The following is a 23781-nucleotide window of genomic DNA, read 5'->3' as shown; positions in this document are numbered from 1 at the left end:
GTCAGGATAAAGAACAGGAGTATGATTATGAAATGTAATGTCAGACCCTATGATGGAAATGAACCATATATATTTTTCAGTTACTGTCACGAAGATGGCGAACGAATATATCCAATCATTGAGCAGATGATTGATGACGGATACCGGATATGGTACGACGATGGGCTGCGTCCGGGAGATGAGTGGCCGGAAAGAATCGGCAGGATGCTGGACGGCTGTACCCTATGCGTGGCAGCTCTCTCTCAGAAATTTTCGGAATCACATAATTGTAAAAACGAGCTTACATTATATTAGCTTGAGGTTATAAAAATAGCAGAGGCTTATTATAATCCCCTGCTATTTTGTACTAACATAATAAATTGATTTTTTGAAAAACTCTCAACGTCATTGAGAGTTTTTATCCTCATCCACCATTTCCGTTAATTCCTCAAGTTTCTTTTGTAAGATTTCCTTGCTGATTAGTTTCGTCCGATATTCGGAAATCATGGTTGGACTCATGTTCCGGCTCAGGGCGTATTCAACAACGTCCTCGTCCTTACTCTTGCAAAGAATAATGCCAACGCTGGGATTTTCGTGGGGCTTCTTTACATCCCGGTCTAACGCTTCAAGATAAAACTGCATTTTTCCCAAGTATTCCGGTTTGAAATCATCAATTTTCAACTCAATTGCAACAAGGCATTGTAGTTCCCTATGAAAAAAGATTAAATCCGTATAATAGTCGTTCTTTCCTACTTGAAGATGATATTCTTCTCCCATAAAAATAAAATCCCTGCCAATTTCCAGTAAAAACTTTTTCATGTTCTTCAAAATGGCCTTTTTCAAATCATATTCCCTATAAGGCTCGGGCAGATCTAAAAACTCCAACATATACATGTCCCTGATTATGTTCGCAGGCGCAGCCTGGGATATGGCGGAAGGCGCCTTGCCGTCTGATAGCATTAAACGTTCATAATATCCGCTGTCAATCTGCCGTTCCAGTTCTTTTGCTTTATACTTTTCCCGAGAGGCCAGCTTCAAATAGAATAATCTCTCTGCATCCGATTTTGTCTTTGACATGATATGCAAATTATTTGACCATGTATTTTCTCTTAGCAGAGTTCCTAACTCCGGCTTGTCACAATAAGTTTCAAAGAACTGCTTCATGCGCCAGATATTCTGTGGGGAATAGCCTCTAATCCCTGGTTCCTGCGTCAGAATGTATTCAGAAAGTGCCTTTACGGTAGAACGTCCCCAGCCATCCTGCACGGCCTTGTTGGAAACAAATTCTCCAATTCCCCAATAAAGGTCAATCATTGTGGCATTCACTTGATAGGCAGCTTTCCGGCGGGCATCTGCTATCATTTGCAGAATGGCATTAAAATCACTTTGATAGTTTAATGCTAAATCGTCCATACATTTCCCTCGTTCCGATAGTCTGTTTGGATAATTATATCATGGAATATGCTCAAGATGAAGATATATTTTTCCATTTAGAAAATATGTTATACCAGCTTAGTTTAAATTTTGATACCTTAGTGTTACGAAATACTCCATAAAACAAGAGGCAAAGGTATAAAAGTACTCAACCTTTTGAAACATTTAGATTTTACCCTCGTTCCTGTTGAAATCAAACAGCTTTTAAACAGCGTAAATGAAATATATATTAATAATACTCATGCTGCAAACTTTTTAAGAGATCATCCAGAAAAATATGAATTGGACAAACCTTTTGAACCTGGAGATTGTCCTGATTCAGGACAGATTACCATTCATGGAAGGGAAAAATTATCCTACTTTGATATGTGTGTCATGGATGCGATATATACCATTGAAGCAACTCAAAAAGGGCAGATAAACAAATTTCTTTTGAGAAAAGAAGGGAAGTATTCCTTCCTCTAAAGAAGCCAAAAGGACAACGAGATTATTCTTACTCTGTCTTGCCGCCCCTTTATGAGTTTGCGGAGAAAAAAAACCACATTAAAAAAGCTATTCACATAAATGAAGACTCCTACCTTTTCAAAAAAAAGGCCGTAGCTATCATGAATTACTATCAAAAAATCGGATATTGCGATGAATATTATTTATATACGTTACAAGATACAAATGTTAAGAAGTTCTTTCAGACAGGAACTCTGACAAAAAATTCTGAACGAAATCCTGTTACTGTATCATTGAGTCGTTTAGACGGTATATATTTGCAATTAAAAAAATAAAAGGGCAAATATAGATGTTTTTTGAAATATACTGTTGCACATTTTTCGTTGTTGTGTATAAGAAGATAGAAAGAGGAAAGAAAAATTCATACATATCAAAATGGGTTGTTCTTGAATCAATTAGAAGAAAATCTTCTAAAAATGCACCTTGATAATTGAATAGCTTATAAACGTCGATGGCGTTATTTATTTTTGGGTATAAGAAGATATAAGAAAGAACATTGAAAATTTTACTTCCAGTAAGTAACTAAAAAAAAATGAATCATTTGAAAGTAAAAAAGGAGTAAAAATCATGAAAAAGATCACATCCATTATCCTGATTTTCGCAATCATTGCAAACACAAGCATCAATACATTCGCAGCAAAAGGATCCGCTTGGTCAGAAGAAGATCTTAACCAGGATCTGGAATACATCGGAAGCGAAGATGTTACAGCTACCGTTCCCGATCCCACGCCCATCGTAGGCAGTGATATCACAGGAACCAATGATGCTGGAGACAACACCACAGAATCCAAACCTGCAGAACCTCCGGTAGAGAACACGGTTCCCGATCCCACTCCCATTGTAGGCAGCGATATCACAGGAACCAATGAATCGGATAAATCCGATGACAACCAGTCTGTAAACAACAACCCGGTTGATACAGACAACAACGTATCATCCTCAACAAATACAACAGATGACACAAATGCTGTAGAAAACAAAGTCGAAAACAAGACAGAAAACACAGCTACTACCAATGACAGCTCCGCAAATGTCACATACGACAAAAAAGGTGAAGCCGTTTTTGGACAGGCAACCGCTGGCGCAGAAGTCGTAGAGGACGACAAAGACGCTTCCAAAGAAGAAAGCGAGAAAGACAAAGAGAACAAAAAGATTCAGCAGGCACTGAAAGACTATGCCGCACAGCTTGGCTTCACAGACAACCGTCGATTCGGAAGCGAAAACTCCAAGTTCACCCATGAATACGCAGAACAGCCAGTCATCGGCAAGGATTCCTGCAGCCCTGGAAAACTGGCGGACACCACTCTCAAAGAGGGACTGGATCTGATCAACATGATCCGTAAGACTGCGGGCCTTGGAGAAGTAACACTGGATGATATGTACAACGAATACGCCCAGAACGGCGCTATGGTCATGAAAGGTACTGAGGGTACTGTCATCAACGGCGTGGACTACGGCGGACTGACACACTTCCCGCCAAAGACCGACAATATCACAGCAGATCAGTTCAAACTCGGTTCAGCAGGCACCCGTGGCGGAAACATCGGAAAAGGTCATACAAGCCTAACAGAAACCATCCTCAACGGTTACATGTATGACGGAGACGCTGGAAACATTCTGGCAATGGGACATCGTCGTTGGATTCTGAACCCCACCATGTCCAAAGTCGGCTTTGGGCAGGTTGGAGAATACAATTGCATGTATGCCCATGACAATACCAATTCAAAAGAACGCATTGAAGACTTTGTAACCTGGCCGGCAACAAATATGCCAAAGGAATTGATGAGCTACAACACAGACACACAGTCCCTTAACAGCGAACTCAACTCAACCATGCCCTGGACTTGCCAGCTTGGCAACAACTACAAAATCGTACCATCCAAGAATTTGACCATCACGGTTACGTATCCGGACGGACACGAATTCAAAGTACCGTCCCACAAAATTTTCTGCAACAACCAGAACTATGGTTACACCAACGGTTGCATCACCTTCCGCGCAGATGACTTCAACGGTTCCAACAAGGATTTCACCTCCTTCGGTAACAATTACACCGTAAAGATCGACGGCGTTCTGGATAAGAATGGTAAAGCTACCAGCATCGAATACGATGTGAACTTCTTTAGCTTGTTCGAGTAAACACTAACGACAAACTTACAAAAGGGATACCACACAAACAGGTATCCCTTTTGTTTTTGAAGTTCAGAAATCACACAACTTTCGGTATGCAGGGGAAAGATATCCCCCGTCACCTGGAAGATATCAGTCCGTCTGAAAAATCAGAGAGCCTTTAAAGTATCCGGCAGAAAATCCTATGCTGTATATTCAATGGCTCGAACCACTGACTAAATTAACCAAACCGGAACAAACCAGTTTTTTTCATCCACAGGCAATAAGTCGTTTGCCATGCAAATTACACTTCCTGTCCCGATCTCTACTTTTAGAGATTCTAAACCTTCGAAAGCCCCCTCGCGCGTCACGGGCTCTAACACATTGAAATTCTTAATTGCTGTTTTGCCAGGGGATGCTGCCTTTTTGATCTCTATCGGGGAAAGAATCCCGTTTTGATAAAGCAGCAAATCGATTTCCTTCTGGTCTTTATCCCTGTAATAGAAGATAGGCGGCTCCTTTCCCGCATTCAGATAGCTTTTATAGATTTCTGAAAACACATAGCTCTCAAAGAACGCTCCGGACATGGCCCCTCTTTCCAATGCTTCGGGATTTCCCCATTTTAGGAGATAAGCTGCCAGACCGGTATCCAAAAAATGAAGGAGAGGCATCTTCACAACCCGTTTCAGAGCATTATTGTGGTATGGCTGTACAAGGGCAATAATATGGGACGATACCAAAATAGACAGCCATTTTTTCGCCGTTGGCGCCGAAATACCAGCGGCGTTTGCCAATTCCTCATAGACAACAGGCTTTGAGGTATGTGCGGCTACGACCGTCATGAAATTATAAAACTGCATCTCATCGGCAACCTGTGCAAGATCGCGGATATCTCTCTGCAGGTATGTGTTCACATAGGAACGGTAATAGGTCTCCCAGTCCACATTTTCATCTGCATAAAGCTCCGGCATGGAACCTTTGAAAATTCTGCCGTAAATTTCATTTAAGCCCTTCTGGTTCCTTACAGATAAACGGTTCATCAAGTGTGACGCATCCGTTTGGAATGGTTCGCTTGGCTCCTGATAAATTTCCGCATCGGTCAATCCCAATAAATTCACAATGCCGACCCGTCCCGCAAGACTTTCGCTTACATTTTTCATCAAACGAAAGACCTGCGATCCCGTAATCCAGAAATCGCCTTTTCTTTTGGTACGGTCTACGCTCATTTTAATATGGGGCAGCAATTCTGTTGCGTACTGAATTTCATCAATCAATATCGGCGGAGAATATCTCTGTAAAAATAACGCTGGATCACGTTTTGCCAAATATCTTACGTCAGGATCATCCAAGGTTACATATTTTCGTTCTATCCCTGTGCTTTGCTGTATCTCTGCCAGTCTTTGCAGCAGAGTCGTTTTACCCACCTGCCTTGGGCCAGTCACCAGCAGTACGGGAAACATTTTAGAAACCTGTGCAATCGTATCTTCTGCAGCTCGTTTAATATATGCCATGACAATCTCTCCCTTCCATTACAGTATAGGTAATTTGAATAAATGTATTCGACTAAATCAAATTATAGTTTTATTATAGCCAAAATCTGGAATACCGTCAATAAAAATTCCGTCTAAATAAAATCAGTATTTTTGAATAGCCGCATACAGGGAAATAAGAAATATAAGCCATTCTCCTTGATCCATTCAATCTTTTCCAGCAGCATACAATATCCACCCGGCTGTTCGCACCATGTGTAGTTCCTATGAGGCTTGTCAAGGTGGATATATTCTTGGCACTCATATCCTTCATCGCCAATATAGTTATTTATGATTGCAAAATCATTATTTATATGCAGTGCTGAATCTGAACAATATGATCCCTGTTCCTGAAAGAAAAAGCCATTAATTTCATGTCCAGTTTGACGATCCTACCATATAGCAAATTTTTTATAAAACTCAATGTCTTCAAGTCTTCACTAAATTCTACCGCTTCTTTTCTATTCATAATTTCCCTCATCCGTATCCAATTGATAAATATCTCCGTCAACTATGGAAAATAGCGCATCCTTACGTTCTTGTGGCACCGGGTGGGTCCGGCTATTGTATACCGTTCCATATAATATGTAATCCGTATAGTAATATAAGCTAAAAAAATCCATATACATCATAGGTGCCAGATATGTATATTCTTCCACAAACAAGTCTCTTTCCTGCGTATCCATAGTAAGCCTGAGCAGGATATCATACGCAATTGCATCTGCATCAAACTCGGCTTCTTTTGATTGCAATTAAAAAAATAAAAGGGCAAATATAGATGTTTTTTGAAATATACTGTTGCACATTTTTCGTTGTTGTGTATAAGAAGATAGAAAGAGGAAAGAAAAATTCATACATATCAAAATGGGTTGATCTTGAATCAATTAGAAGAAAATCTTCTAAAAATGTACCTTGATAATTGAATAGCTTATAAACGTCGATGGCGTTATTTATTTTTGGGTATAAGAAGATATAAGAAAGAACATTGAAAATTTTACTTCCAGTAAGTAACTAAAAAAAATAAATCATTTGAAAGTAAAAAGGAGTAAAAATCATGAAAAAGATCACATCCATTATCCTGATTTTCGCAATCATTGCAAACACAAGCATCAATGCATTCGCAGCAAAAGGATCCGCTTGGTCAGAAGAAGATCTTAACCAGGATCTGGAATACATCGGAAGCGAAGATGTTACAGCTACCGTTCCCGATCCTACACCCATCGTAGGCAGTGATATCACAGGAACCAATGACGCTGGAGACGACACCGCAGAATCCAAACCTGCAGAACCTCCGGTAGAGAACACAGTTCCCGATCCCACTCCCATTGTAGGCAGCGATATCACAGGAACCAATGAATCGGATGAATCCGATGACAACCAGTCTGTAAACAACAACCCTGTTGATACAGACAACAACGTATCATCTTCAACAAATACAACAGATGACACAAATGCTGTAGAAAACAAAGTCGAAAACAAGACAGAAAACACAGCTACTACCAATGACAGCTCCGCAAATGTCACATACGACAAAAAAGGTGAGGCCGTTTTTGGACAGGCAACCGCTGGCGCAGAAGTCATCGAAGATGAAAAAGAACCTTCCAAAGAAGAAAGCGAGAAAGACAAAGCCAATAAGAAAATTCAGCAGGCTTTAAAAGACTACGCTGAGAAACTTGGCTTCACAGACAAGCGCAGACCTGGAAACACATCCCAGTTCACCCATGAGTATGCAGAACAGCCGGTTATTGGCAAGGACTCCTGCAGCCCTGGAAAACTGGCAGACTCCACCCTCAAAGAAGGACTGGATCTGATCAACATGATCCGCAAGACCGCGGGTCTTGGGGAAGTTACCCTGGATGACATGTACAACGAATACGCACAGAACGGCGCTATGGTCATGAAGGGAACCGAAGGTACCATCATCAACGGTGTAGACTACGGCGGACTGACACACTATCCAATCAAAACGGATAACATCACCAGTGACCAGTTCAAGCTTGGCTCCACTGGAACCCGTGGTGGTAATATTGGACAGGGCCACACCAGTCTCACAGACACCATCCTCAATGGATACATGTATGACGGAGATCCAGGAAACATCCTGGCAATGGGTCATCGTCGCTGGATCTTAAACCCCACCATGTCCAAAGTAGGCTTCGGACAGGTTGAAGATTACAACTGTATGTATGCCCATGACAACACAAATGCAAAAGAACGTATTGAAGACTTTGTGACCTGGCCAGCAACAAACATGCCAGTAGAATTAATGAGCTACAACACAGACACAGAATCCTTCAAAAATGAAATAAATTCTTCCATGCCATGGACATGTCAGCTCGGTAATAACTACAAAATTGTTCCATCCAAAGACTTAACAATCACTATTACCTATCCAGATGGACATGAATACAAAGTGCCATCAAAAGCCATCTACTGTAACAACCAGAACTATGGTTACACCAACGGATGCATCACTTTCCGTGCCGATGATTTTGATCTTTATAACAAAGATTTCACATCCTTTGGTAACAACTACACCGTAAAAATTGACGGTGTTCTGGACAAAAACGGCAAAGCTACCAGCATCGAATACGATGTGAACTTCTTTAGCCTGTTCGAGTAAACACTAACGACAAACTTACAAAAGGGATACCACACAAACGGGTATCCCTTTTTTCGTTAAAGTCCCAAACACACTATGTAACCAATTCCCCTTTTTCTTTCAAAACACCTCCCTATTTTCATACGAGAACTATTGACAACAGCTGCCACAAAAATACACCCCCTAAACATGCCATACCAGAAAACACGTCTGATGTCACCACCATCGGATAACTAAATAATACTACAATTTGAATGATTTATGTACTGGGAAACCCTTGTTTACAAGGCTTCCCAGTTTTTTACTTATCATACGGCGGTACGGCTAGTATATTTTAATCAAACAACGATTCAAGATTAATTTCTTCTGTTTCTTCTTTTTTCTTAATGTCTGTCACAGTACTGTAAGGAATGATTTTATCCACCAGGCGTGCTTTTTCACCGGAAGTGATCAGGATTGCTTTATCACGTGGCTTACTTAGGATTGCCTCTGGTGTTTTTCCGGCTCTGGCGGCAATATAGCATGCAGTATTCATATCCTGATTTCCGAGATACAGAATGTGATCACAATTATTGATGATAGTACGGCTTATAGCCGGCGTATACATACTTTCGAGCTGGGATAGGGACTGTATGATCAGGCTTACAGATATATCCCTTGATCTGATTACGGAAATGATCTTGTCAAAGTCAGGGATCACCGTGCTTGAGGCAAAATCATCCATGATGATTCGTACCGGAACAGGAAGTTTGCCGTCTTCAGAGAAATCGGCATTAGCGCACAAGACCTGGAGTGCTTGTGTGTAGAATATATTAACTATCTGGTCAAATGTTCTGTCGGTATCGCTGACGTTTAGAAACAGAACAGTTTTTCTGAACCCAAGCTCCGAAATATCAAAGCTGTCCTCGTTGGCAAAAATGCATTTCGCTTCTTTAAAGGAATAAGGTTCCAGATTGACGTTTACAAATCCAATCGTACTGTAGAACATTTTATCAGCATTTTTGTTAGCCGATATTTCGAAATACTTCTTGGCAGCAAGAGAATCCGGATGTTCAGAAGCCCATTCCATAAATATAAGTTCATTATTCGGCTGTATAAACTGTCTGTGCAATTCTCCTACGCGTATCAGATTTCTATTTTCCGGAGGCTCTGTATCAAGGCAGTATGCAATGAGAAAAGCTGTATAACTTGCAGCGGAGAGATCCCATATAGGCTCTGAGAAGCTGCCCATGGGACAGAGCAGCCGCGCGAGACTTAATATATCCTGTTCACAATAGTTGCCGTCAGAATCCTGCCTGATAAATGACATCGGATTATATCCATAAGAAGCTTCAGGATCTACAAAGTCAAGGGTATAAACCCTATAGCCTTTTTCCTCCAGTTCTTCCCTGAATCTGTGTTCCAGCTGTCTTTTTGTATCAGATACAATCAGAGAACCATCAATATTCTGAATATTCGGAATAACATATCCCCCAGTCTTACCGGAACCAGAATTTCCGCAGACTATATCATTATTATTGCAGCCGCTTATACAAGTATCATTTGTTATCTCGACATTGGATGCAAGGATTCTTTTGCCATATCGTGTGTTTGTAGTTGTATTCATTTTAAATACCGCCTTTCTTAATGTGCGTTGCAAGGCCGAATTTTACTGCCTCTTCCGCGTTAAAATAAGTATCGTTTGCTGTGGCTTCATAAATTTCTTCCAGAGGCCTTTCTGTGCGTTCTGAAATAATTTTTGCAAGGGATTCACGCCATTTGTTTAATTCGTCCAATTCGAGCTGGATTTGATGTGGTTTTTTCCCGCTTATATTGTGCTGCATACCAAATGAGGGATCATGTATCATAATACGTCCATGTTCTATAATTTCACGTTCTGCGCCCGCCAGAAACAGGATTGCGCCCATACTTGCACAGGTTCCCACACAAACGGTTTTGACAGGCGCGTCAAGAAGGCGTATTACATCATAAACGGCAAGACCGTCAATTACGGAACCTCCAGGGCTGTTGAGATACAGGGTAATTGTTTTATCCGGTTCAATTCTGTTGAGATATATCAGCTGAGTGATCAGATTACTGCAAGATTGAGCAGTAACTTCATTTGTAAAAAATATCTCTCTGTTATCATTTAACAGTTTGTCGTGTAAATATAATGTTTCAAAACCTCTGGCTGATTCAAGTATTACACATGGGTCTTTGCTTATAGTTGGCATATTTGTATTTTCCTTTCTAATTAATGGTATTCTTCATTTGACAGATCAAAATCTACTAATTCCATATTATCCAATTCATAAAAGTCATCTATATATTTTTCCCGGACACTGCATATGGGATATTGTTTAGAAAATGCCTCCTGAAAGCTGTCAAACAGGAGCTTTCCAATATCCATGCAAGAATCTCTTACAGATTGCCTGAATTCCTCTATTGGTATTCCTATCCACCATGGTTGGTTAATTTTTGAATATTTTTCTTTAATAAAATTTTCGATAGTATAACCGTCATCGTATTTACAATGTCCAGTAATGTATTTAAGCTGATTTAGTAAACCCGGTTTGTCAGAAATACTATCCATATAGAAATAGAATGACGTTAGTGGGATTGACATGAACATTTTGACAGGCATGGATACTTTTTCTCCGTCCATTAGAAAATATGTCATATTTAGATAATAAATCATTAGATCTATCTCACCAATAATATAGGTGCGATTGATTAGACATACAAGCTCTATATATTTCATATCCAATTGTTCTTCGGACAACTCTCCGTTTTCAGTTAAACCTAAACCCATAAGGATATTATCAATGTAACAGCTCCGTAGAGCTTGTTGAAGTTCTTTCATTTCCCTGAGTGTCATGTTCATAAAGTTTGTTACAACACTTTCTACCCGTGATGGATTTGACATGTATTGTGTATTGCCGGTTCTGAAATTATTGATTCTTTTGGTTAAGTGATCTGATGTATTCATGTTATTACCTCTTATATTCTGTGATTTTTGTTTTGCTGGCCGCCGTTCATCGGCGGCCTTGCAGTGCCTAAATTCAGTTGTCGGTTGTGCTTTGGTTTTCGTTTTTCATCATGTTTTCATGATATCACCTCCTTTTTTGTTTTTACTGGCCGCCGTCCATCGGCGGCCTTGCTTTGCTGTTCTTATATTTACTTAGTTCAGTTTTAGTTGTTTCAGCTGTGTTTTTTTTATGTTTTTCTTTTTCATTTTTTCATGTTTTCACGGTATCACCTCCTTTTTTTGTTTTTACTGGCCGCCGTTTATCGGCGGCTTTATTTTTTGTTTTGTATTTTTGTATCTTTGGTATCTTTGTGTTTTTCTCTTCTTCAATTTAATTTTTTCAATTTTTCAATTCAATTCAATTATTTTTTCTTTAATTTTTTTATTTAATTGTTTCCTCTAAAGAGGAAACCAGTAAAAGTATAAAAATATAAAAAAGTATAAAGTAAGTAAAGTAAATTAAAGTAAATAAGTAAAATAATTACAATCAAACAAGAATTGAATTTTTGAGGATTCTTTGATGATTTTTGTATCTATCTTCTATAAATGGCTTAAACTAGGCGTTTTAGAGATTTTTTTGGAATATATTGAAATATACTGTTGCACATTTTTGATCAATGTGTATAAAAAGTTAGGAAAAAGAAATCTAGCCATAGAAAAAGGAGACCAAATTATGAAAAAGAAACTGACCCTCATCTTGCTCGCCACCTGTCTTTCCCTCACTGCCCTCACAGGCTGCAAAAACGATAAGGCACCTGTACCGGCCGCCAAGACAGAAGAAACAACAAAGGAAAAAGATGCATTCGACCCGAAAGAGTACGAGAACAACGTCCCCTTCGACAAGTCTGCCGTAGAAGGTATAAACGTCATTGCTCCCCCGTTGGATGCCGATGGCAACCTGCCCGAAGGTCTGGATAAGGACACCTATTATGACGGATTCGTTGAGCAGGCAAAAGAAGAAAAGAAACAGGAAGAAGCCGCCAAAAAGTCCAAATCTGATACATCAAAAGACACCAAAGCCACGAAAACGTCTGAAAAGAAATAACCATATTAAGTAACTTTTAGACGTTTAAGACGATTGAGGAGCGGAGAATTGAAAACCATAACCGTTTCGCTGCCCATGGCGCAGCTTTTGGCAACTGGAAAGAAGCACGATGAGACGAGAAGCTGGGCGACAGATTACCGGGGCGAGATAATAATCTGCGCTACAATGAAAGATTCCCCATTTTTTCCCGCATCAAGGAAAAATGCGCTACGTTCCTTTAGATGTTGCAAACGATATAACCGCTTTAGCAATGTTCCGACCAAAGTTATAATCGGTACTGCGATTTTGACGGATTGCAAGCTGATAGATCAGGCATACCATGACTTCACAGAGTGGCTTTGTCCAGAGGAATACTGTTACGGCGATTTCACAATCGGCAGATATGCGTGGCGGCTTGAAAGTCCGCAGCTGTTCGAGAACCCGATACCAGCTTCCGGGAAGGTGGTATCGGGAGCTTCGAAGAAGATGTTCAGATTTGCAGACGTGTAAGGCCCCTCAGACACAGGAAACATCTAAAGAGGCAATGCTGTACTAGGGGAGTTTTTATGAAAAAGATGAATCAAAAAATACCGAGCGAAGCGAGATCCAGTCCAATAAACATCCCCGCAGCAAGCTGCGGGGATGTTTATTGGACTGGAGAATCTGGGAACTGTGCAAAAAATAACTTTCACGCCTGTCTTGTTTCAATGTCCGTCTGCTGTACCAGAAAATCGCAGGCGCAGTAAACTGCAATAAGATTTTCCGGAACATCAAACGGACATTGAAACAAGACAGGCGCATAGGTTATTTTTCAAAGGTATTGTCCGTGGGATGTGCTGAACCATTGCGACAGGATCAGAAGCGAACCTCATGCACAGCCGGAAAATTATTATTGGATCAACACCAGCAGCAATGGCGCTGTGAAACGGTTTATAGAAGAATCGGCCAATGCTAAGACTAAACGGGAGATTGAGCGTCTGGTGGTGGGCAATTTCCTCTAACCGGGAAATGGGAGAGGGTTATGCGGATATCCTTGCAGAACCGGATACCGGGGATATGGGGATTATCATAGAAGTGAAATTGAGAATATCCTGAAATACGGAATTGCCTGCTATAAAAAGCAGTGTAAGGTCAAGCTCCGAAATATTCCGCAAAATCAATATCAGAAATCGAAATGAGAATGATGACGCTTGTTCCATAATGCTTTTGCATTCTTTCTGTTTTTTTGGCGTAAAGTAAGGATTGTACTTCAAAAATGGATAAGGTATAATCAGTATAAGCAGAAAGATGATGTAAAATCCGGCAGGCGTTGGAATATCTTTAGGAAAAGATAAGTCTGTCATTCATGTTGACAGGCTGCGGCCTGAGCCTCACAGACCATGATTGAATGCAGCCTGTCGGGGAGGAAAGGTGGAAATGGGCTATATGGCGAGAACAGTAGGAATCGGACGTCAGGATTTTGAAAAAATACGGATAAAAAATAATTTCTATGTGGATAAGACCTGTTTTATAAAAGAATGGTGGGAAGCGGATGATGATGTGACGTTGATCACACGTCCCAGAAGGTTTGGAAAAACTCTGAATATGAGTATGACAGAGAAGTTTTTTTCAGTGAAATACTCTGGGCGCAGGGATTTATTTGAAGGGCTTTCTATATGGGAGGAAGAAGATTACAGGGAAATTCAGGGAACATATCCGGTGATAGGCCTTACCTTTGCGAATGTGAAGGAGACGAATCTGGAAGGGGCAAAAAGATGTATTCGCCAAATTCTTGCGGATTTGTACGATAAACATATATTTTTACTTGATGGAACTGTTCTGACAGAGAATGAGAAAGCCTATTTTCGCAGCGTGACAAATGGAATGGAGGATACGACTGCGATATGGACGATTCATAAACTGTCAGATTTTCTTTCACGGTATTATGGGAGAAAGGCAATTATTCTTCTGGATGAATATGATACCCCGATGCAGGAAGCGTATATGAATGGATATTGGGATGAAATGGTATGTTTCATTAGAAGTCTGTTTAACACTACATTTAAGACAAATCCTTATTATGAGCGGGCAATCATGACGGGAATCACAAGGGTCAGTAAAGAATCCGTTTTTTCAGACTTAAATAATCTGAAAGTAGTCACCACTACATCAGCAGAATATGCGGATTGTTTTGGATTTACAGAAAAGGAAGTTTTTCAGGCGTTAGATGAATTTGGCCTGTCTGATAAAAAGCAGGATGTAAAAAGCTGGTATGATGGATTTACATTTGGACAGTGTATGGATATTTATAATCCATGGTCAATCATTAATTATCTGGATACGGAGAAATTTGACACATATTGGGCAAATACCAGTTCGAACGGACTGGTGGGAACGTTGATCAGAGAGGGAAGTAAGGAAGTAAAAAAAGATTTTGAAAGACTTCTTTCAGGGGAGGAAATAACGACCGCGATCGAGGAGCAGATTGTATATAAGCAGTTATATTTTAAGAAAAATGCTGTGTGGAGCCTGTTGCTTGCCAGTGGATATCTGAAAGTTGCCGGAACAGGTTTTTCAGAGGAAACAAGGCGTTTTTATTATAAACTTGCATTAACTAACAAGGAAGTGCGGATTATGTTTGAAGATATGATCCGTGACTGGTTTTCAGAGAATGACCATTATAATGATTTCATTCAGGCATTGCTATTGGATGATCTGGATGAAATGAATACTTATATGAATGAGATCGCGATGGACAGCTTTAGTTATTTTGATACCGGTAAAAAGTCGTCAGAAGAAAATCCGGAACGATTTTATCATGGATTTGTATTGGGACTTATGGTCGAACTGACAAATCGATATATGCTTACATCCAACAGGGAAAGCGGGCTTGGAAGATATGATGTGATGTTGGAACCGAATCAGCAGAATGATGATGCAATCATATTCGAGTTTAAAGTATTTCAGCCCAAAAAGGAAAAAGACCTTTCAGATACGGTGAATACGGCGTTGAAACAAATTGAAGATATGAATTATGAGGCGGCGCTTATAGCAAGAGGTTTTCCCCCAGAGCGTATACGTAAATATGGGTTTGCTTTCCGGGGGAAGGAAGTTCTGATTGGGAAAATGAAATAGAGTCGATATCACATCCTATCACAATTCCCATTGTAGGAAAGAATATTAGGAATCATAGACGAAACAAAGTCTTGACTGCCGATATAAAAAAAATATATAATTAACTCGAAAGTAAATTACTTTGAAGTTAGTTATAAAACTAATTATACTGCGAGGTGGTATGATGTTTATAGGGAGAGAGAAAGAATTTTCGGAAATGAACCGAAGGTACGCAGAAAAGAACTTTCTGCGGAGATTTTTCGGCATTACAGTGAAACTGCTCTGGAACCATTCCGGTCATGGGAAAAGGCTCTGTCCTATATAGAGGAACGACAGAGGGAGGAACCTATGGTATTGGTGATTGATGAATTTCCATATTTGGCGATGATCAATTCGTCACTTTTATCTACACTGCAGCATTTGATCGACCACAGGCTTCGGAAGGGAAAGCTATTTCTGATCCTTTGCGGAAGCTATATGGGATTTATGGAAAAAGAAGTGCTCGGCGCAAAAAGCCCTCTGTTTGGTAGAAGGACCGCGCAGCTTCATATGAAGCCTTTTGACTATTTGGACAGTATCAAGTTCATGGATGGATTTTCACAGGAGGAGAAGCTGATGCTATATGGCGCATTCGGTGGCACGCCATTGTATCTGCAGCAGATCCGCTCTGGTAAGAACGTAAAAGAGAATATTATAGATGCATTTTTAAGACCAACAAGTTACCTGTATGAGGAACCGCTCCTGCTTATGAGACAGGAGGTTCAGGAGCCGGGCGTGTACTGCGCAATTATAGAAGCCATTGCCGGAGGCGCATCCAGGGCAAATGAAATTGCAGTGAAAACAGGGGAAGAATCCGCAAAATGCCTGAAATATATCCGTACACTCCGGGAACTGGGAATTGTATATAAAGAAGTTCCGTTTGGAGAAAAAGAGACTTCGAGAAAAGCGCTTTACTATCTATCAGATTTTATGTTTCGCTTCTGGTATCGATATGTATCCAGCAACAGAACTTTGTTGGAGACAGACGCTCAGGAGATTGTGTGGAATCGGCGGATCGAACCGGATTACAGCCATTATATGGGGCATATTTTTGAAAAAGTCTGCCGCGGCTATCTGCTGCATCAAAACAGTAAGGGCGCGCTGCCGATTTTGTTTACAGAGATCGGACGCTGGTGGGGAAGCAATCCCAAAACCCGCGAACAGGTTGAAATCGACCTGATTGCAAGGGATATGGATGCATTTCTGTTCTGTGAATGCAAGTGGACAAATGAACCGGTGGATTACCAGGTGCTGAAAAAACTACAGGAAAAATCTGAGCTGTTTAGCGGTCAGTCGGGAAAATCTTACTTTATGCTGTTCTCCAAGCGTGGATTTACGGAGCGGGTTTTGGAAGAAGCAAAGGAGAAGCAGGAGGTGCTGCTTGTAGATCTTGAGGAACTTTTAGAAAGTTAAATTTATCGATAAAAATATCTATATGTAAATTGACATTTTGATGCATTTCCATATAATATAGATTTAGAAGATAATAAGTAAAAAAAAAATGGGAAGCCTTGTAAACAAGGGCTTCCCAGTACATAAATAGGGATGGAAACAGTACCCACAGTGTATGCGGATCCATGATTCCATCCATTCTCCAAATAGCTATAGGTTGTTTGAGTTGCTCTGGTATTTCTGGATGATCTTCTGGTCAAGATCTTTGACAGATACTTTACAGATACCGCCACATCTTCTTATTTATATCATTTAAAATATTCTTCTGTTCATCCAAAGATTTTTTAATCTCCCTATTTCTCATACTTGCGTTTATTTCACTGAACATGTGCAATGACATATCAATCCCTGTCAAACTATAAATAATTTCGACGAGCAAATCCAATATACTAAAACCTACCAATGAAATTATAGGCTGCATCAGGCTAAAAATAAACGTTGTAATAAATACTATTACAATGTATACCCCTAAAAATCTGAAAACCCGTTTTATAATTCCATTAGATGGTCTTCTCATTAGACAATTAAGTTCATAATTTATCTTATTCTTTTGTCTAACGCTTACTGATTACTTATTTCTATCTTCTTATACACGTCAAAGGAGAAAGCGCAACATATGATTTTTCCGAAAAATAGCAGCCTTACAGTTTTTTATGATACGCCGCTTTCTCTAACGTTTTCATATGTACGGTAAAATATTCCCCGCCATGCCCGCCGACGCGTATCTCGTCTTTATCAGCCAGCAGATATTCCTCTTTCGCCGGAATCCGCTGCTCATTTACCCAAGTCTGGTTAAAGCTTGAAACATCTGACAACATACAGCCCTTTTCGGTAATCCTGAGAATGGCATGCGTTCTGCTGATATGCTTCTCGCTCAGCACGCCGCCTGACCAGGCATGGCCGCGGCCCAAAATAAATGTATCGGTCTGCAGATATTGAGATTCTTTTGTTGCCTTTGACTGCAGCCAGACAAGCAGCTTATGCTCCCTGAAAAAATCTGCGGATTCACCAAAAGCAATAACAAGTGTTTCATTTGCGATCTTAATCTCACCGAACGTCCCAATCTCACACCTGCCTCCTTTATCCAAACGCTTTCCGTTTACCCATGTATGGTTCGCAGACTCTTTGTCAACAATATAATATTGCTTATCCTCCGAGATAATATCAATATGATGTCTTCCTATCGCGTGATTTTCTGGAAAATAAATGTCACATCTATTTGGATCGCGGCCAACCCTGCTCACCGGGCAGCTTCCTTCAAAAAATCTGCCGCTGGAACATTGGATTACAAACGGCGCAGGCGCATATTGGTTGAGAGCTCCGAAATCCTGGCTTGATTCCTGTTCCTGTCCCTCGTCAACAGATAAAACAGTCTCATCCTGTACAGATGGCTCCATCTGGTTTCTGCACTCTTCCAACTTTATCAAACTGGCGGAATAAAGTTTTCCGAAAAAAAGGCTTTCCGAATCATAACGGTATTTTTCAATATATTGGGTATTGGCAAGCTGGAGACGCATCCCCATCGACATTGGAAAATCCTCCAGTTTTATGACGAGCAGCGGTTTCTGATTGTTGATTGCAAATGTAAGCTCGTTTTTACAATTATGTGATTCCGAAAATTTCTGAGAGAGAGCTGCCACGCATAGGGTACAGCCGTCCAGCATCCTGCCGATTCTTTCCGGCCACTCATCTCCCGGACGCAGCCCATCGTCGTACCATATCCGGTATCCGTCATCAATCATCTGCTCAATGATTGGATATATTCGTTCGCCATCTTCGTGACAGTAACTGAAAAATATATATGGTTCATTTCCATCATAGGGTCTGACATTACATTTCATAATCATACTCCTGTTCTTTATCCTGACCCGGACAAGCCAAAACGCACAAGGTTTGGGTGTTAAACACCTAAGTCCAGTAATTCTGAAAATCCGGTTTTTTCAAATTCTCCGTAAATATGCTCGGGTAATCTTATAAGCTTAAGTTCAGCGTCTTTTTTTTCTATTTCCTGCTGGATACTCAGAAGCGCCCGCATGAAAGAAAAAGACATATAGCTCACTGCTGAAAAATCCAAAATAAGATTCATCCCGATTGATACAAACGCCAGCATCTCATCCGAAAAATCATGAACATAAACCGACTTAAGCCGCCCTCCAAGGAATGCCTTCATGTACGTTTCCCCGACTGTTTCCTGTATCCAGAAATCTTTCTGATCTCCTTCATAAATGACGATCGTATCGCCTTCGATTTTCTTGATATAAGACATTGTTCTGCCTTCCTCCTTATTCCGCCAGCTGCCGGCCGGCCATCTGGTAAAACAATCCTTTCTTATCCATCAACGTCTCATAATCCCCCTCTTCTAGTAGGCTTCCATCGTTGAGCACAAGGATACGGTCGCAGTTCTTGATCGTACTGAGCCTGTGCGCAATCACAATGCGGGTGATATGCATCTGTTCCAGGCTTACACAGACCATTGCCTGTGTAGGATTATCCAGAGCACTTGTCGCTTCGTCAAAAAGGAGGAGCGAGGGCTGATTAAAAATTGCCCGGGCAATCAGGATGCGCTGCCGCTGCCCGCCGGAAATCGTGCTGCTTGATTCATTCACGATCGTGTGGATCCCCATCGGCATGTTCTCAATGTCCTCCTTTAATCCCACAGCTTCAATTACTTTATTGACATCCGACAGGCTTGCATGGGAATTCGTGATCGTAATATTTTCAAAAATACTGCCTGAGATCAGCCTGCCGTTCTGCAGCACAACGCCTATCCTTTTACGAAGCGCTTTCTTATTCAGAGATTTCAGATCATGGTTGTCATAGCATACCCGCCCGCTCTTTGGGGTTTCAAATCCCAGAAGCAGTTTAAACAAAGTTGACTTTCCACATCCGGAAGGCCCTACGATCCCGACATATTCCCCCGGCTTAATATCAAGCGACAGGTTTTTCAGCACCTCTGCACCGTTAGTCTGATAAGAAAACGTAACATTTTCCAATGTAATACTACCTGTTATTTTTTCCGGAATACTTTTGTCCTCATCATATTCGGGGACTGTTGAAAATACAAGCTGCAATCGTTCATATTCCGGCTTCAGGCCATAGAGCTCCACACCAGCCCGAACCGATTGGAATAACGCAAACGAGAGATAGCCAAAGGCCGAATTAAATGCGATAAAACTCCCCACGGATAGTTCCATATTTTTCTTGATGAGCATCCAGTACAGAACCATAGAGAAAATGGAACCTGCCGTACCGTTTAATATGGAAATGATACCGGACAATCTCGTTTTTTTAATGTCTTCCGCCTGTTTTCGTGAAAATGGCATCAGATACTCATAAATAGAGCGTTCCTCCATCCCTGCCATCCGCACTTTATCAATTCCTCTTAAATATTGATAAAGCCGGGCTGCCGCCTTCCCGTCATACTTCTCTATCTTTCTTTCATAACGGACCACGCGCAATGAGATCAGCCAGATTACCAACGCAAAGGCAAAAACCATAAATAGCGCAGTAAACGTTAAGCCTGCAGAATATGTCAGCATACGGACAAAATATACCAGGGAAAACAACGTTGAAAAACCGGCCGTCACAAGCGACTGCGCGGCTTTGTTCGCAATACTCCCGGCAGACATAACCCTGCGCGCCAGATCCGCACTGTCATAACCTCCGAAAAAACTTTCCGGAAGATGGAGTACTCGATGGTATACCGCATTCTGCATTTCATAACCGGCCTTACAGGCTATACGATGACCCATCAGATTCCCAGGCAGCATAAAAAGCAGGCTGCCTGCCATAAGGAACACGGCTGCGATACACAACTGAATAAGGAAAGTATAATTCCCCAACGGGATATATCTATCATAAACCTTTTGATAAAGGGTTGGGATTAAAGTCCCGGTCAACGCACCGGCCATACCGAGAAGTAGCACTGAAAGAATATCCCTTCCCTGGACGCTTCCTATCCCGAACCAGAATAGTTCCTTTAATCCCAGGCTTTTTGCAGGCAATGTCCTGCCCACGCCAAAAACCTTTGGTTCCATCTTTTCCGCGGCCTGTTTTGTAAGCCTTTCGCTCTTGCCGGTCTGCCCATAGAAAATGTAGTACCGTCCCTTTTCTTTTGGCACGCAGGCAACGGGCTGTCCTTCCATTGTCCCGACCAGCACACCGCAGTCATCTTGAAACCAGTTCGGCTCCAAAACAATTTCACGGCAGATCATATTGGATGCGCCGATCATATCTGGAATCGCAATATCCTTTCCATAAATCGCGCGAAGTTTCTCCCACGGAGCAATTTTCTGCCTGCATGCCTTACAGGCCCAGGCAGCGGTTCTGTAGAGGCTGTTTTCTGATTCTAATGCAATATCTTCTTTTCCTTGAAATACTCTGGCTATTACATCATAAGAGGCCGCATGGAAGGAGGGGGCATTTTGCTGGATCCGTCTGATGAAAACCTCATCCTTCAAACTCTCACGTTCATAGAAATTTACAAGGCTGGACTCATAGCCTTCCTCGTCAAAGCTTGTAATGGATGTCTCTTTTAAAAATCGTTTCTTCAAGATCTTTGTGCTGCATCCCGGCATGATCTCCAGCTTCAGGGTCCCTGCTTTTGAGAGGACCGCAAATTTCCAATTCTGATAATTGACGTCTGTGTAACAAAGAGACGGAATCATTTTCCCTTGTTCGACTGTCCTCAGCAGCACCTTCCGTCCGGGCTGTGCCTTTTTCCAGGGGACAATATATACAAGCGCAGTTCCGGATAATACCCGCATGGAATCCGCTTCTGATTCTGTATAGAACGCTTCTGTGCTGGAAAGCATTATGATCTGGCTCTCTGTTTTCAAAACAAGCAACCCCCTTATAACATTTTACACATTCTGAATGAATGTACGGTAAAAGCCGCTTTCGCCCATAAGACTTTGATGTGTTCCCCTTTGGATGATCTTACCGTCCCGCATCACAAGAATCTGATTGCAGTCCCGGAACGCGCTTAGCCGGTGCGCAATGATGATACAGGTGCAGCCCCTCATACGGATATGATCCAGGATTTCTTTTTCAACGATCGGATCCAGCGCACTCGTTGCTTCATCCATCACAAGGATCGTGGGCCTGGTCGTCAGGGCACGGGCAATCTCCAGCCTCTGGCGCTGCCCTCCTGACAGATTGGACGCATTTTCCGAAAGGACAAAATCATATCCGTCCGGCTGCTGGATGATGAAATCGTGAATACAGGCGTCCTTTGCAGCAGCGACCATATCTTCTTCCAGAACAGCCGGATTCCACATGGTCAGGTTATCTCGTATGGTTCCAGAAAAAAGCGTGATGTTCTGGCTGACTGTCGCAATGCTCGCATTCAATATCTGCCGCGGGATATCAGGAAGCCGCATACCGTCCAACAGCACATCCCCCTCCCAGGGAGCATACAGGCCGCTGACTACTTTAGACACCGTGGATTTCCCACAGCCCGACGGCCCCACAAAAGCAATGGATTCGCCGCAGCCAAGTTTGAAGCTAAACTTTTCAATAAGAGGCGGCTTCAGGCTGCTGTAGCCAAATGCAATATTACAAATCTCCACATTGCCGGAGAGCTTGTTATAAACCTGCAGATCCTCTGAGCCAGAATCGTACATAACATCCTGAGGATATTTTTCGATATCCTCTATACGGCCCATGTATGATTTTAAGGTCTGGATACTTCGTGTAAAGCCAACAAGAGAATGAATGGGTTCCTTAAAAGAATCAAAGAGTGAACTGAAAGCTGCCAGCATGCCGATCGTAACCTGTCCATTGATGACAAGTATCCCGCCGACAAAGAGCAGCAATACATCCGTGACTTTGTCAACCGCTTCCAAAACCGTGTCTACAATCCGCTGAAAACGATTCATCTGTTGTTCCATATTCGAATGCTTTGCCTGAAAGCCAAGTAATCTGGAGCAGTATTCCTGCTCCGCCCCGGAAGACTTGATACTGTCTGTGATTGAGAGACCTGCACAGGCCGCTCCATAAAGCATGCCTTCGTATATCTGCATTTTGACCGCTGCACTTTCGATGCATTTATTCCCCAGGCAGATTATCAGAAGGCAAAGAATTACATTTGCCAGACAGATCACTGACAACAGCGGACTATATTTGATCAGAACAACCAGATAAAACACCGCCGCAAAAATGTTTACGGTCGTTTCCGCAAGGCTGCCTGTAAAGAAATCCATTATGGCAGCATTATTGTTCATCCTCTCCACCAGATCTCCGGCATACCGCTGGTCATAAAAATTCATTGGCAGACAGAACAAGTGCCGCAAAAAACCATGCCCGGACAGAAGAATGAGCTTGCTTTTCAATTTTTGAAGCAGCAGGCTACGATAATAACCCAGTCCTATTTTCAATACCACGCAGGCGCCCATAAATATAAGAAGTTTTGTCAGCCATTCTGTATAGCCGCTGTTGAGAATGTCATCAATAAAGATTTTTGTAAACAGTGGCAGAAGCAGGCCCGGAAACACCAGCAAAAGGCCAATATAAAAAAGTTTAAAAAGGACGCCATACTGATCCTGCAGCCTTGACCAAACAAATGAACCAAGTGTATGTACTTGTTTCTCCTTTATAAAATCCTCTGCAGGGGTAAAGGTCAGCACGACTCCTGTAAAACATTCATCCAGTTCCTCTTCCGTAAGTTTTCGCCTGCCAACTGCCGGGTCATTGACATATGGCACATTTCCCTTAAAACCTTCAAATACTACAAAATGATTAAAATTCCAATGGATGATACAGGGTGTCTGCACTTCCTTCAAGTAAGAAACCTCCTTGCGATAACCATGACACTCGAACCCCTGTTGCTTTGCCGCGCGCATAATATTAGCCGCGTTACAGCCGTCCCGGGAAACACCGGTTTCGATGCGTATCTGCTCGAGAGGCATATATTTTCCATAGTATAAAAAAACCATCGCAAGAGAGGCTGCCCCGCATTCTGTGGCTTCCATTTGATAAACGACCGGGATCTTTTTATAATTTCCCATGT

The 23781-nt window shown here is 41.6% G+C and carries 19 protein-coding genes; 9 read left to right on the top strand and 10 right to left on the bottom strand.

The annotated features are described in order from the left end of the window. Positions 1 to 27: 27 nt before the first annotated feature. Entirely contained in the window at positions 28 to 294 is a 267-nt protein-coding gene (locus EBB54_RS28680) for a toll/interleukin-1 receptor domain-containing protein (protein ID WP_162307232.1), read from the top strand. 90 nt (positions 295 to 384) lie between these two features. On the opposite strand, the gene EBB54_RS28675 is transcribed toward EBB54_RS28680, so the two are convergent. Further along, on the bottom strand, positions 385 to 1392 hold the full coding sequence (locus tag EBB54_RS28675) for a PDDEXK nuclease domain-containing protein (protein WP_125130208.1): 1008 nt from the start codon (positions 1390 to 1392) through the stop codon (positions 385 to 387). Positions 1393 to 1569: 177 nt separating this feature from the next. Between EBB54_RS28675 and EBB54_RS28670 the strand changes: the two genes are divergently transcribed. Continuing rightward, positions 1570 to 1878, top strand: coding sequence for a hypothetical protein (locus tag EBB54_RS28670; RefSeq protein WP_125130206.1), 309 nt, complete (start codon positions 1570 to 1572; stop codon positions 1876 to 1878). Positions 1879 to 2484: 606 nt separating this feature from the next. Beyond that, positions 2485 to 4056, top strand: coding sequence for a CAP domain-containing protein (locus tag EBB54_RS28665; protein WP_125130204.1), 1572 nt, complete (start codon positions 2485 to 2487; stop codon positions 4054 to 4056). Positions 4057 to 4262: 206 nt separating this feature from the next. Here the strand turns inward: EBB54_RS28665 and EBB54_RS28660 are convergent, their stop codons facing one another. Together EBB54_RS28660 and EBB54_RS29965 are read right to left on the bottom strand one after the other, a co-directional pair. Next, entirely contained in the window at positions 4263 to 5537 is a 1275-nt protein-coding gene (locus EBB54_RS28660) for an ATP-binding protein (RefSeq protein WP_125130202.1), read from the bottom strand. Positions 5538 to 6016: 479 nt separating this feature from the next. Continuing rightward, positions 6017 to 6307: a hypothetical protein gene (locus tag EBB54_RS29965; RefSeq protein WP_148099408.1), complete on the bottom strand. Its 291-nt coding sequence runs from the start codon at positions 6305 to 6307 to the stop codon at positions 6017 to 6019. 302 nt (positions 6308 to 6609) lie between these two features. Between EBB54_RS29965 and EBB54_RS28655 the strand changes: the two genes are divergently transcribed. After that, positions 6610 to 8178 carry a CAP domain-containing protein gene (locus EBB54_RS28655; protein ID WP_125130200.1) on the top strand — a complete coding sequence of 523 codons (1569 nt, stop codon included), beginning with the start codon at positions 6610 to 6612 and terminating at the stop codon, positions 8176 to 8178. Between the two features lie 313 nt (positions 8179 to 8491). Here EBB54_RS28655 and EBB54_RS28650 read toward each other — a convergent pair whose 3' ends face one another. Genes EBB54_RS28650 through EBB54_RS28640 form a run of 3 tightly spaced genes read right to left on the bottom strand, consistent with a single transcriptional unit; the run spans position 8492 to position 11125 of the window. Beyond that, on the bottom strand, positions 8492 to 9763 hold the full coding sequence (locus EBB54_RS28650) for a VirD4-like conjugal transfer protein, CD1115 family (protein ID WP_125130198.1): 1272 nt from the start codon (positions 9761 to 9763) through the stop codon (positions 8492 to 8494). Position 9764: 1 nt separating this feature from the next. Beyond that, positions 9765 to 10370 (bottom strand): ClpP family protease, encoded by a 606-nt coding sequence (locus EBB54_RS28645; protein ID WP_125130196.1) that lies wholly within the window; start codon positions 10368 to 10370, stop codon positions 9765 to 9767. 20 nt (positions 10371 to 10390) lie between these two features. Continuing rightward, a complete protein-coding gene (locus EBB54_RS28640; RefSeq protein WP_125130194.1) occupies positions 10391 to 11125 on the bottom strand; it encodes a hypothetical protein in 735 nt (244 codons plus the stop codon). Positions 11126 to 11837: 712 nt separating this feature from the next. Here EBB54_RS28640 and EBB54_RS28635 point away from each other — a divergent pair. The 5 genes from EBB54_RS28635 to EBB54_RS28615 all read left to right on the top strand — a co-directional run bounded on the left by EBB54_RS28635 (position 11838) and on the right by EBB54_RS28615 (position 16733). Next, positions 11838 to 12209 carry a hypothetical protein gene (locus tag EBB54_RS28635; protein WP_125130192.1) on the top strand — a complete coding sequence of 124 codons (372 nt, stop codon included), beginning with the start codon at positions 11838 to 11840 and terminating at the stop codon, positions 12207 to 12209. A 48-nt stretch (positions 12210 to 12257) separates the two neighbouring features. After that, positions 12258 to 12698, top strand: coding sequence for an ASCH domain-containing protein (locus tag EBB54_RS28630; protein WP_125130191.1), 441 nt, complete (start codon positions 12258 to 12260; stop codon positions 12696 to 12698). A 438-nt stretch (positions 12699 to 13136) separates the two neighbouring features. Beyond that, positions 13137 to 13283, top strand: coding sequence for a hypothetical protein (locus tag EBB54_RS32590; protein WP_330554657.1), 147 nt, complete (start codon positions 13137 to 13139; stop codon positions 13281 to 13283). Positions 13284 to 13604: 321 nt separating this feature from the next. Further along, entirely contained in the window at positions 13605 to 15302 is a 1698-nt protein-coding gene (locus EBB54_RS28620) for an AAA family ATPase (RefSeq protein ID WP_125131104.1), read from the top strand. A 96-nt stretch (positions 15303 to 15398) separates the two neighbouring features. Further along, positions 15399 to 16733 carry an ATP-binding protein gene (locus EBB54_RS28615; protein WP_330554709.1) on the top strand — a complete coding sequence of 445 codons (1335 nt, stop codon included), beginning with the start codon at positions 15399 to 15401 and terminating at the stop codon, positions 16731 to 16733. A 680-nt stretch (positions 16734 to 17413) separates the two neighbouring features. On the opposite strand, the gene EBB54_RS28610 is transcribed toward EBB54_RS28615, so the two are convergent. Genes EBB54_RS28610 through EBB54_RS28595 form a run of 4 tightly spaced genes read right to left on the bottom strand, consistent with a single transcriptional unit; the run spans position 17414 to position 23779 of the window. Further along, entirely contained in the window at positions 17414 to 18613 is a 1200-nt protein-coding gene (locus EBB54_RS28610) for an FHA domain-containing protein (RefSeq protein ID WP_162307231.1), read from the bottom strand. A 59-nt stretch (positions 18614 to 18672) separates the two neighbouring features. Then, complete coding sequence (locus tag EBB54_RS28605; RefSeq protein WP_125130184.1) at positions 18673 to 19038, bottom strand: STAS domain-containing protein; 366 nt, start codon at positions 19036 to 19038, stop codon at positions 18673 to 18675. Positions 19039 to 19054: 16 nt separating this feature from the next. Then, positions 19055 to 21610: an NHLP bacteriocin export ABC transporter permease/ATPase subunit gene (locus EBB54_RS28600; RefSeq protein WP_125130182.1), complete on the bottom strand. Its 2556-nt coding sequence runs from the start codon at positions 21608 to 21610 to the stop codon at positions 19055 to 19057. A gap of 24 nt (positions 21611 to 21634) precedes the next feature. Then, positions 21635 to 23779: an NHLP family bacteriocin export ABC transporter peptidase/permease/ATPase subunit gene (locus EBB54_RS28595; RefSeq protein ID WP_125130180.1), complete on the bottom strand. Its 2145-nt coding sequence runs from the start codon at positions 23777 to 23779 to the stop codon at positions 21635 to 21637. Positions 23780 to 23781: the final 2 nt, after the last annotated feature.

Source organism: Schaedlerella arabinosiphila (assembly GCF_003885045.1).
In the GTDB taxonomy this organism is placed as follows: domain Bacteria; phylum Bacillota; class Clostridia; order Lachnospirales; family Lachnospiraceae; genus Schaedlerella; species Schaedlerella arabinosiphila.
The sequence above is the reverse complement of the archived record's forward strand: the minus strand, read 5'-3'. Positions and strand labels throughout refer to the sequence as shown.

Bases quoted from the DNA above. Each gene is read 5' to 3' on its own strand.
- EBB54_RS28650 (WP_125130198.1), bottom strand. From the start codon at position 9,763: ATGAATACAACTACAAACACACGATATGGCAAAAGAATCCTTGCATCC.
- EBB54_RS28610 (WP_162307231.1), bottom strand. From the start codon at position 18,613: ATGAAATGTAATGTCAGACCCTATGATGGAAATGAACCATATATATTT.
- EBB54_RS28680 (WP_162307232.1), top strand. From the start codon at position 28: ATGAAATGTAATGTCAGACCCTATGATGGAAATGAACCATATATATTT.
- EBB54_RS28655 (WP_125130200.1), top strand. From the start codon at position 6,610: ATGAAAAAGATCACATCCATTATCCTGATTTTCGCAATCATTGCAAAC.
- EBB54_RS28595 (WP_125130180.1), bottom strand. From the start codon at position 23,779: ATGGGAAATTATAAAAAGATCCCGGTCGTTTATCAAATGGAAGCCACA.
- EBB54_RS28640 (WP_125130194.1), bottom strand. From the start codon at position 11,125: ATGAATACATCAGATCACTTAACCAAAAGAATCAATAATTTCAGAACC.
- EBB54_RS28620 (WP_125131104.1), top strand. From the start codon at position 13,605: ATGGGCTATATGGCGAGAACAGTAGGAATCGGACGTCAGGATTTTGAA.
- EBB54_RS28635 (WP_125130192.1), top strand. From the start codon at position 11,838: ATGAAAAAGAAACTGACCCTCATCTTGCTCGCCACCTGTCTTTCCCTC.
- EBB54_RS28665 (WP_125130204.1), top strand. From the start codon at position 2,485: ATGAAAAAGATCACATCCATTATCCTGATTTTCGCAATCATTGCAAAC.
- EBB54_RS28660 (WP_125130202.1), bottom strand. From the start codon at position 5,537: ATGGCATATATTAAACGAGCTGCAGAAGATACGATTGCACAGGTTTCT.
- EBB54_RS32590 (WP_330554657.1), top strand. From the start codon at position 13,137: ATGCTAAGACTAAACGGGAGATTGAGCGTCTGGTGGTGGGCAATTTCC.
- EBB54_RS28675 (WP_125130208.1), bottom strand. From the start codon at position 1,392: ATGGACGATTTAGCATTAAACTATCAAAGTGATTTTAATGCCATTCTG.
- EBB54_RS28645 (WP_125130196.1), bottom strand. From the start codon at position 10,370: ATGCCAACTATAAGCAAAGACCCATGTGTAATACTTGAATCAGCCAGA.
- EBB54_RS28605 (WP_125130184.1), bottom strand. From the start codon at position 19,038: ATGTCTTATATCAAGAAAATCGAAGGCGATACGATCGTCATTTATGAA.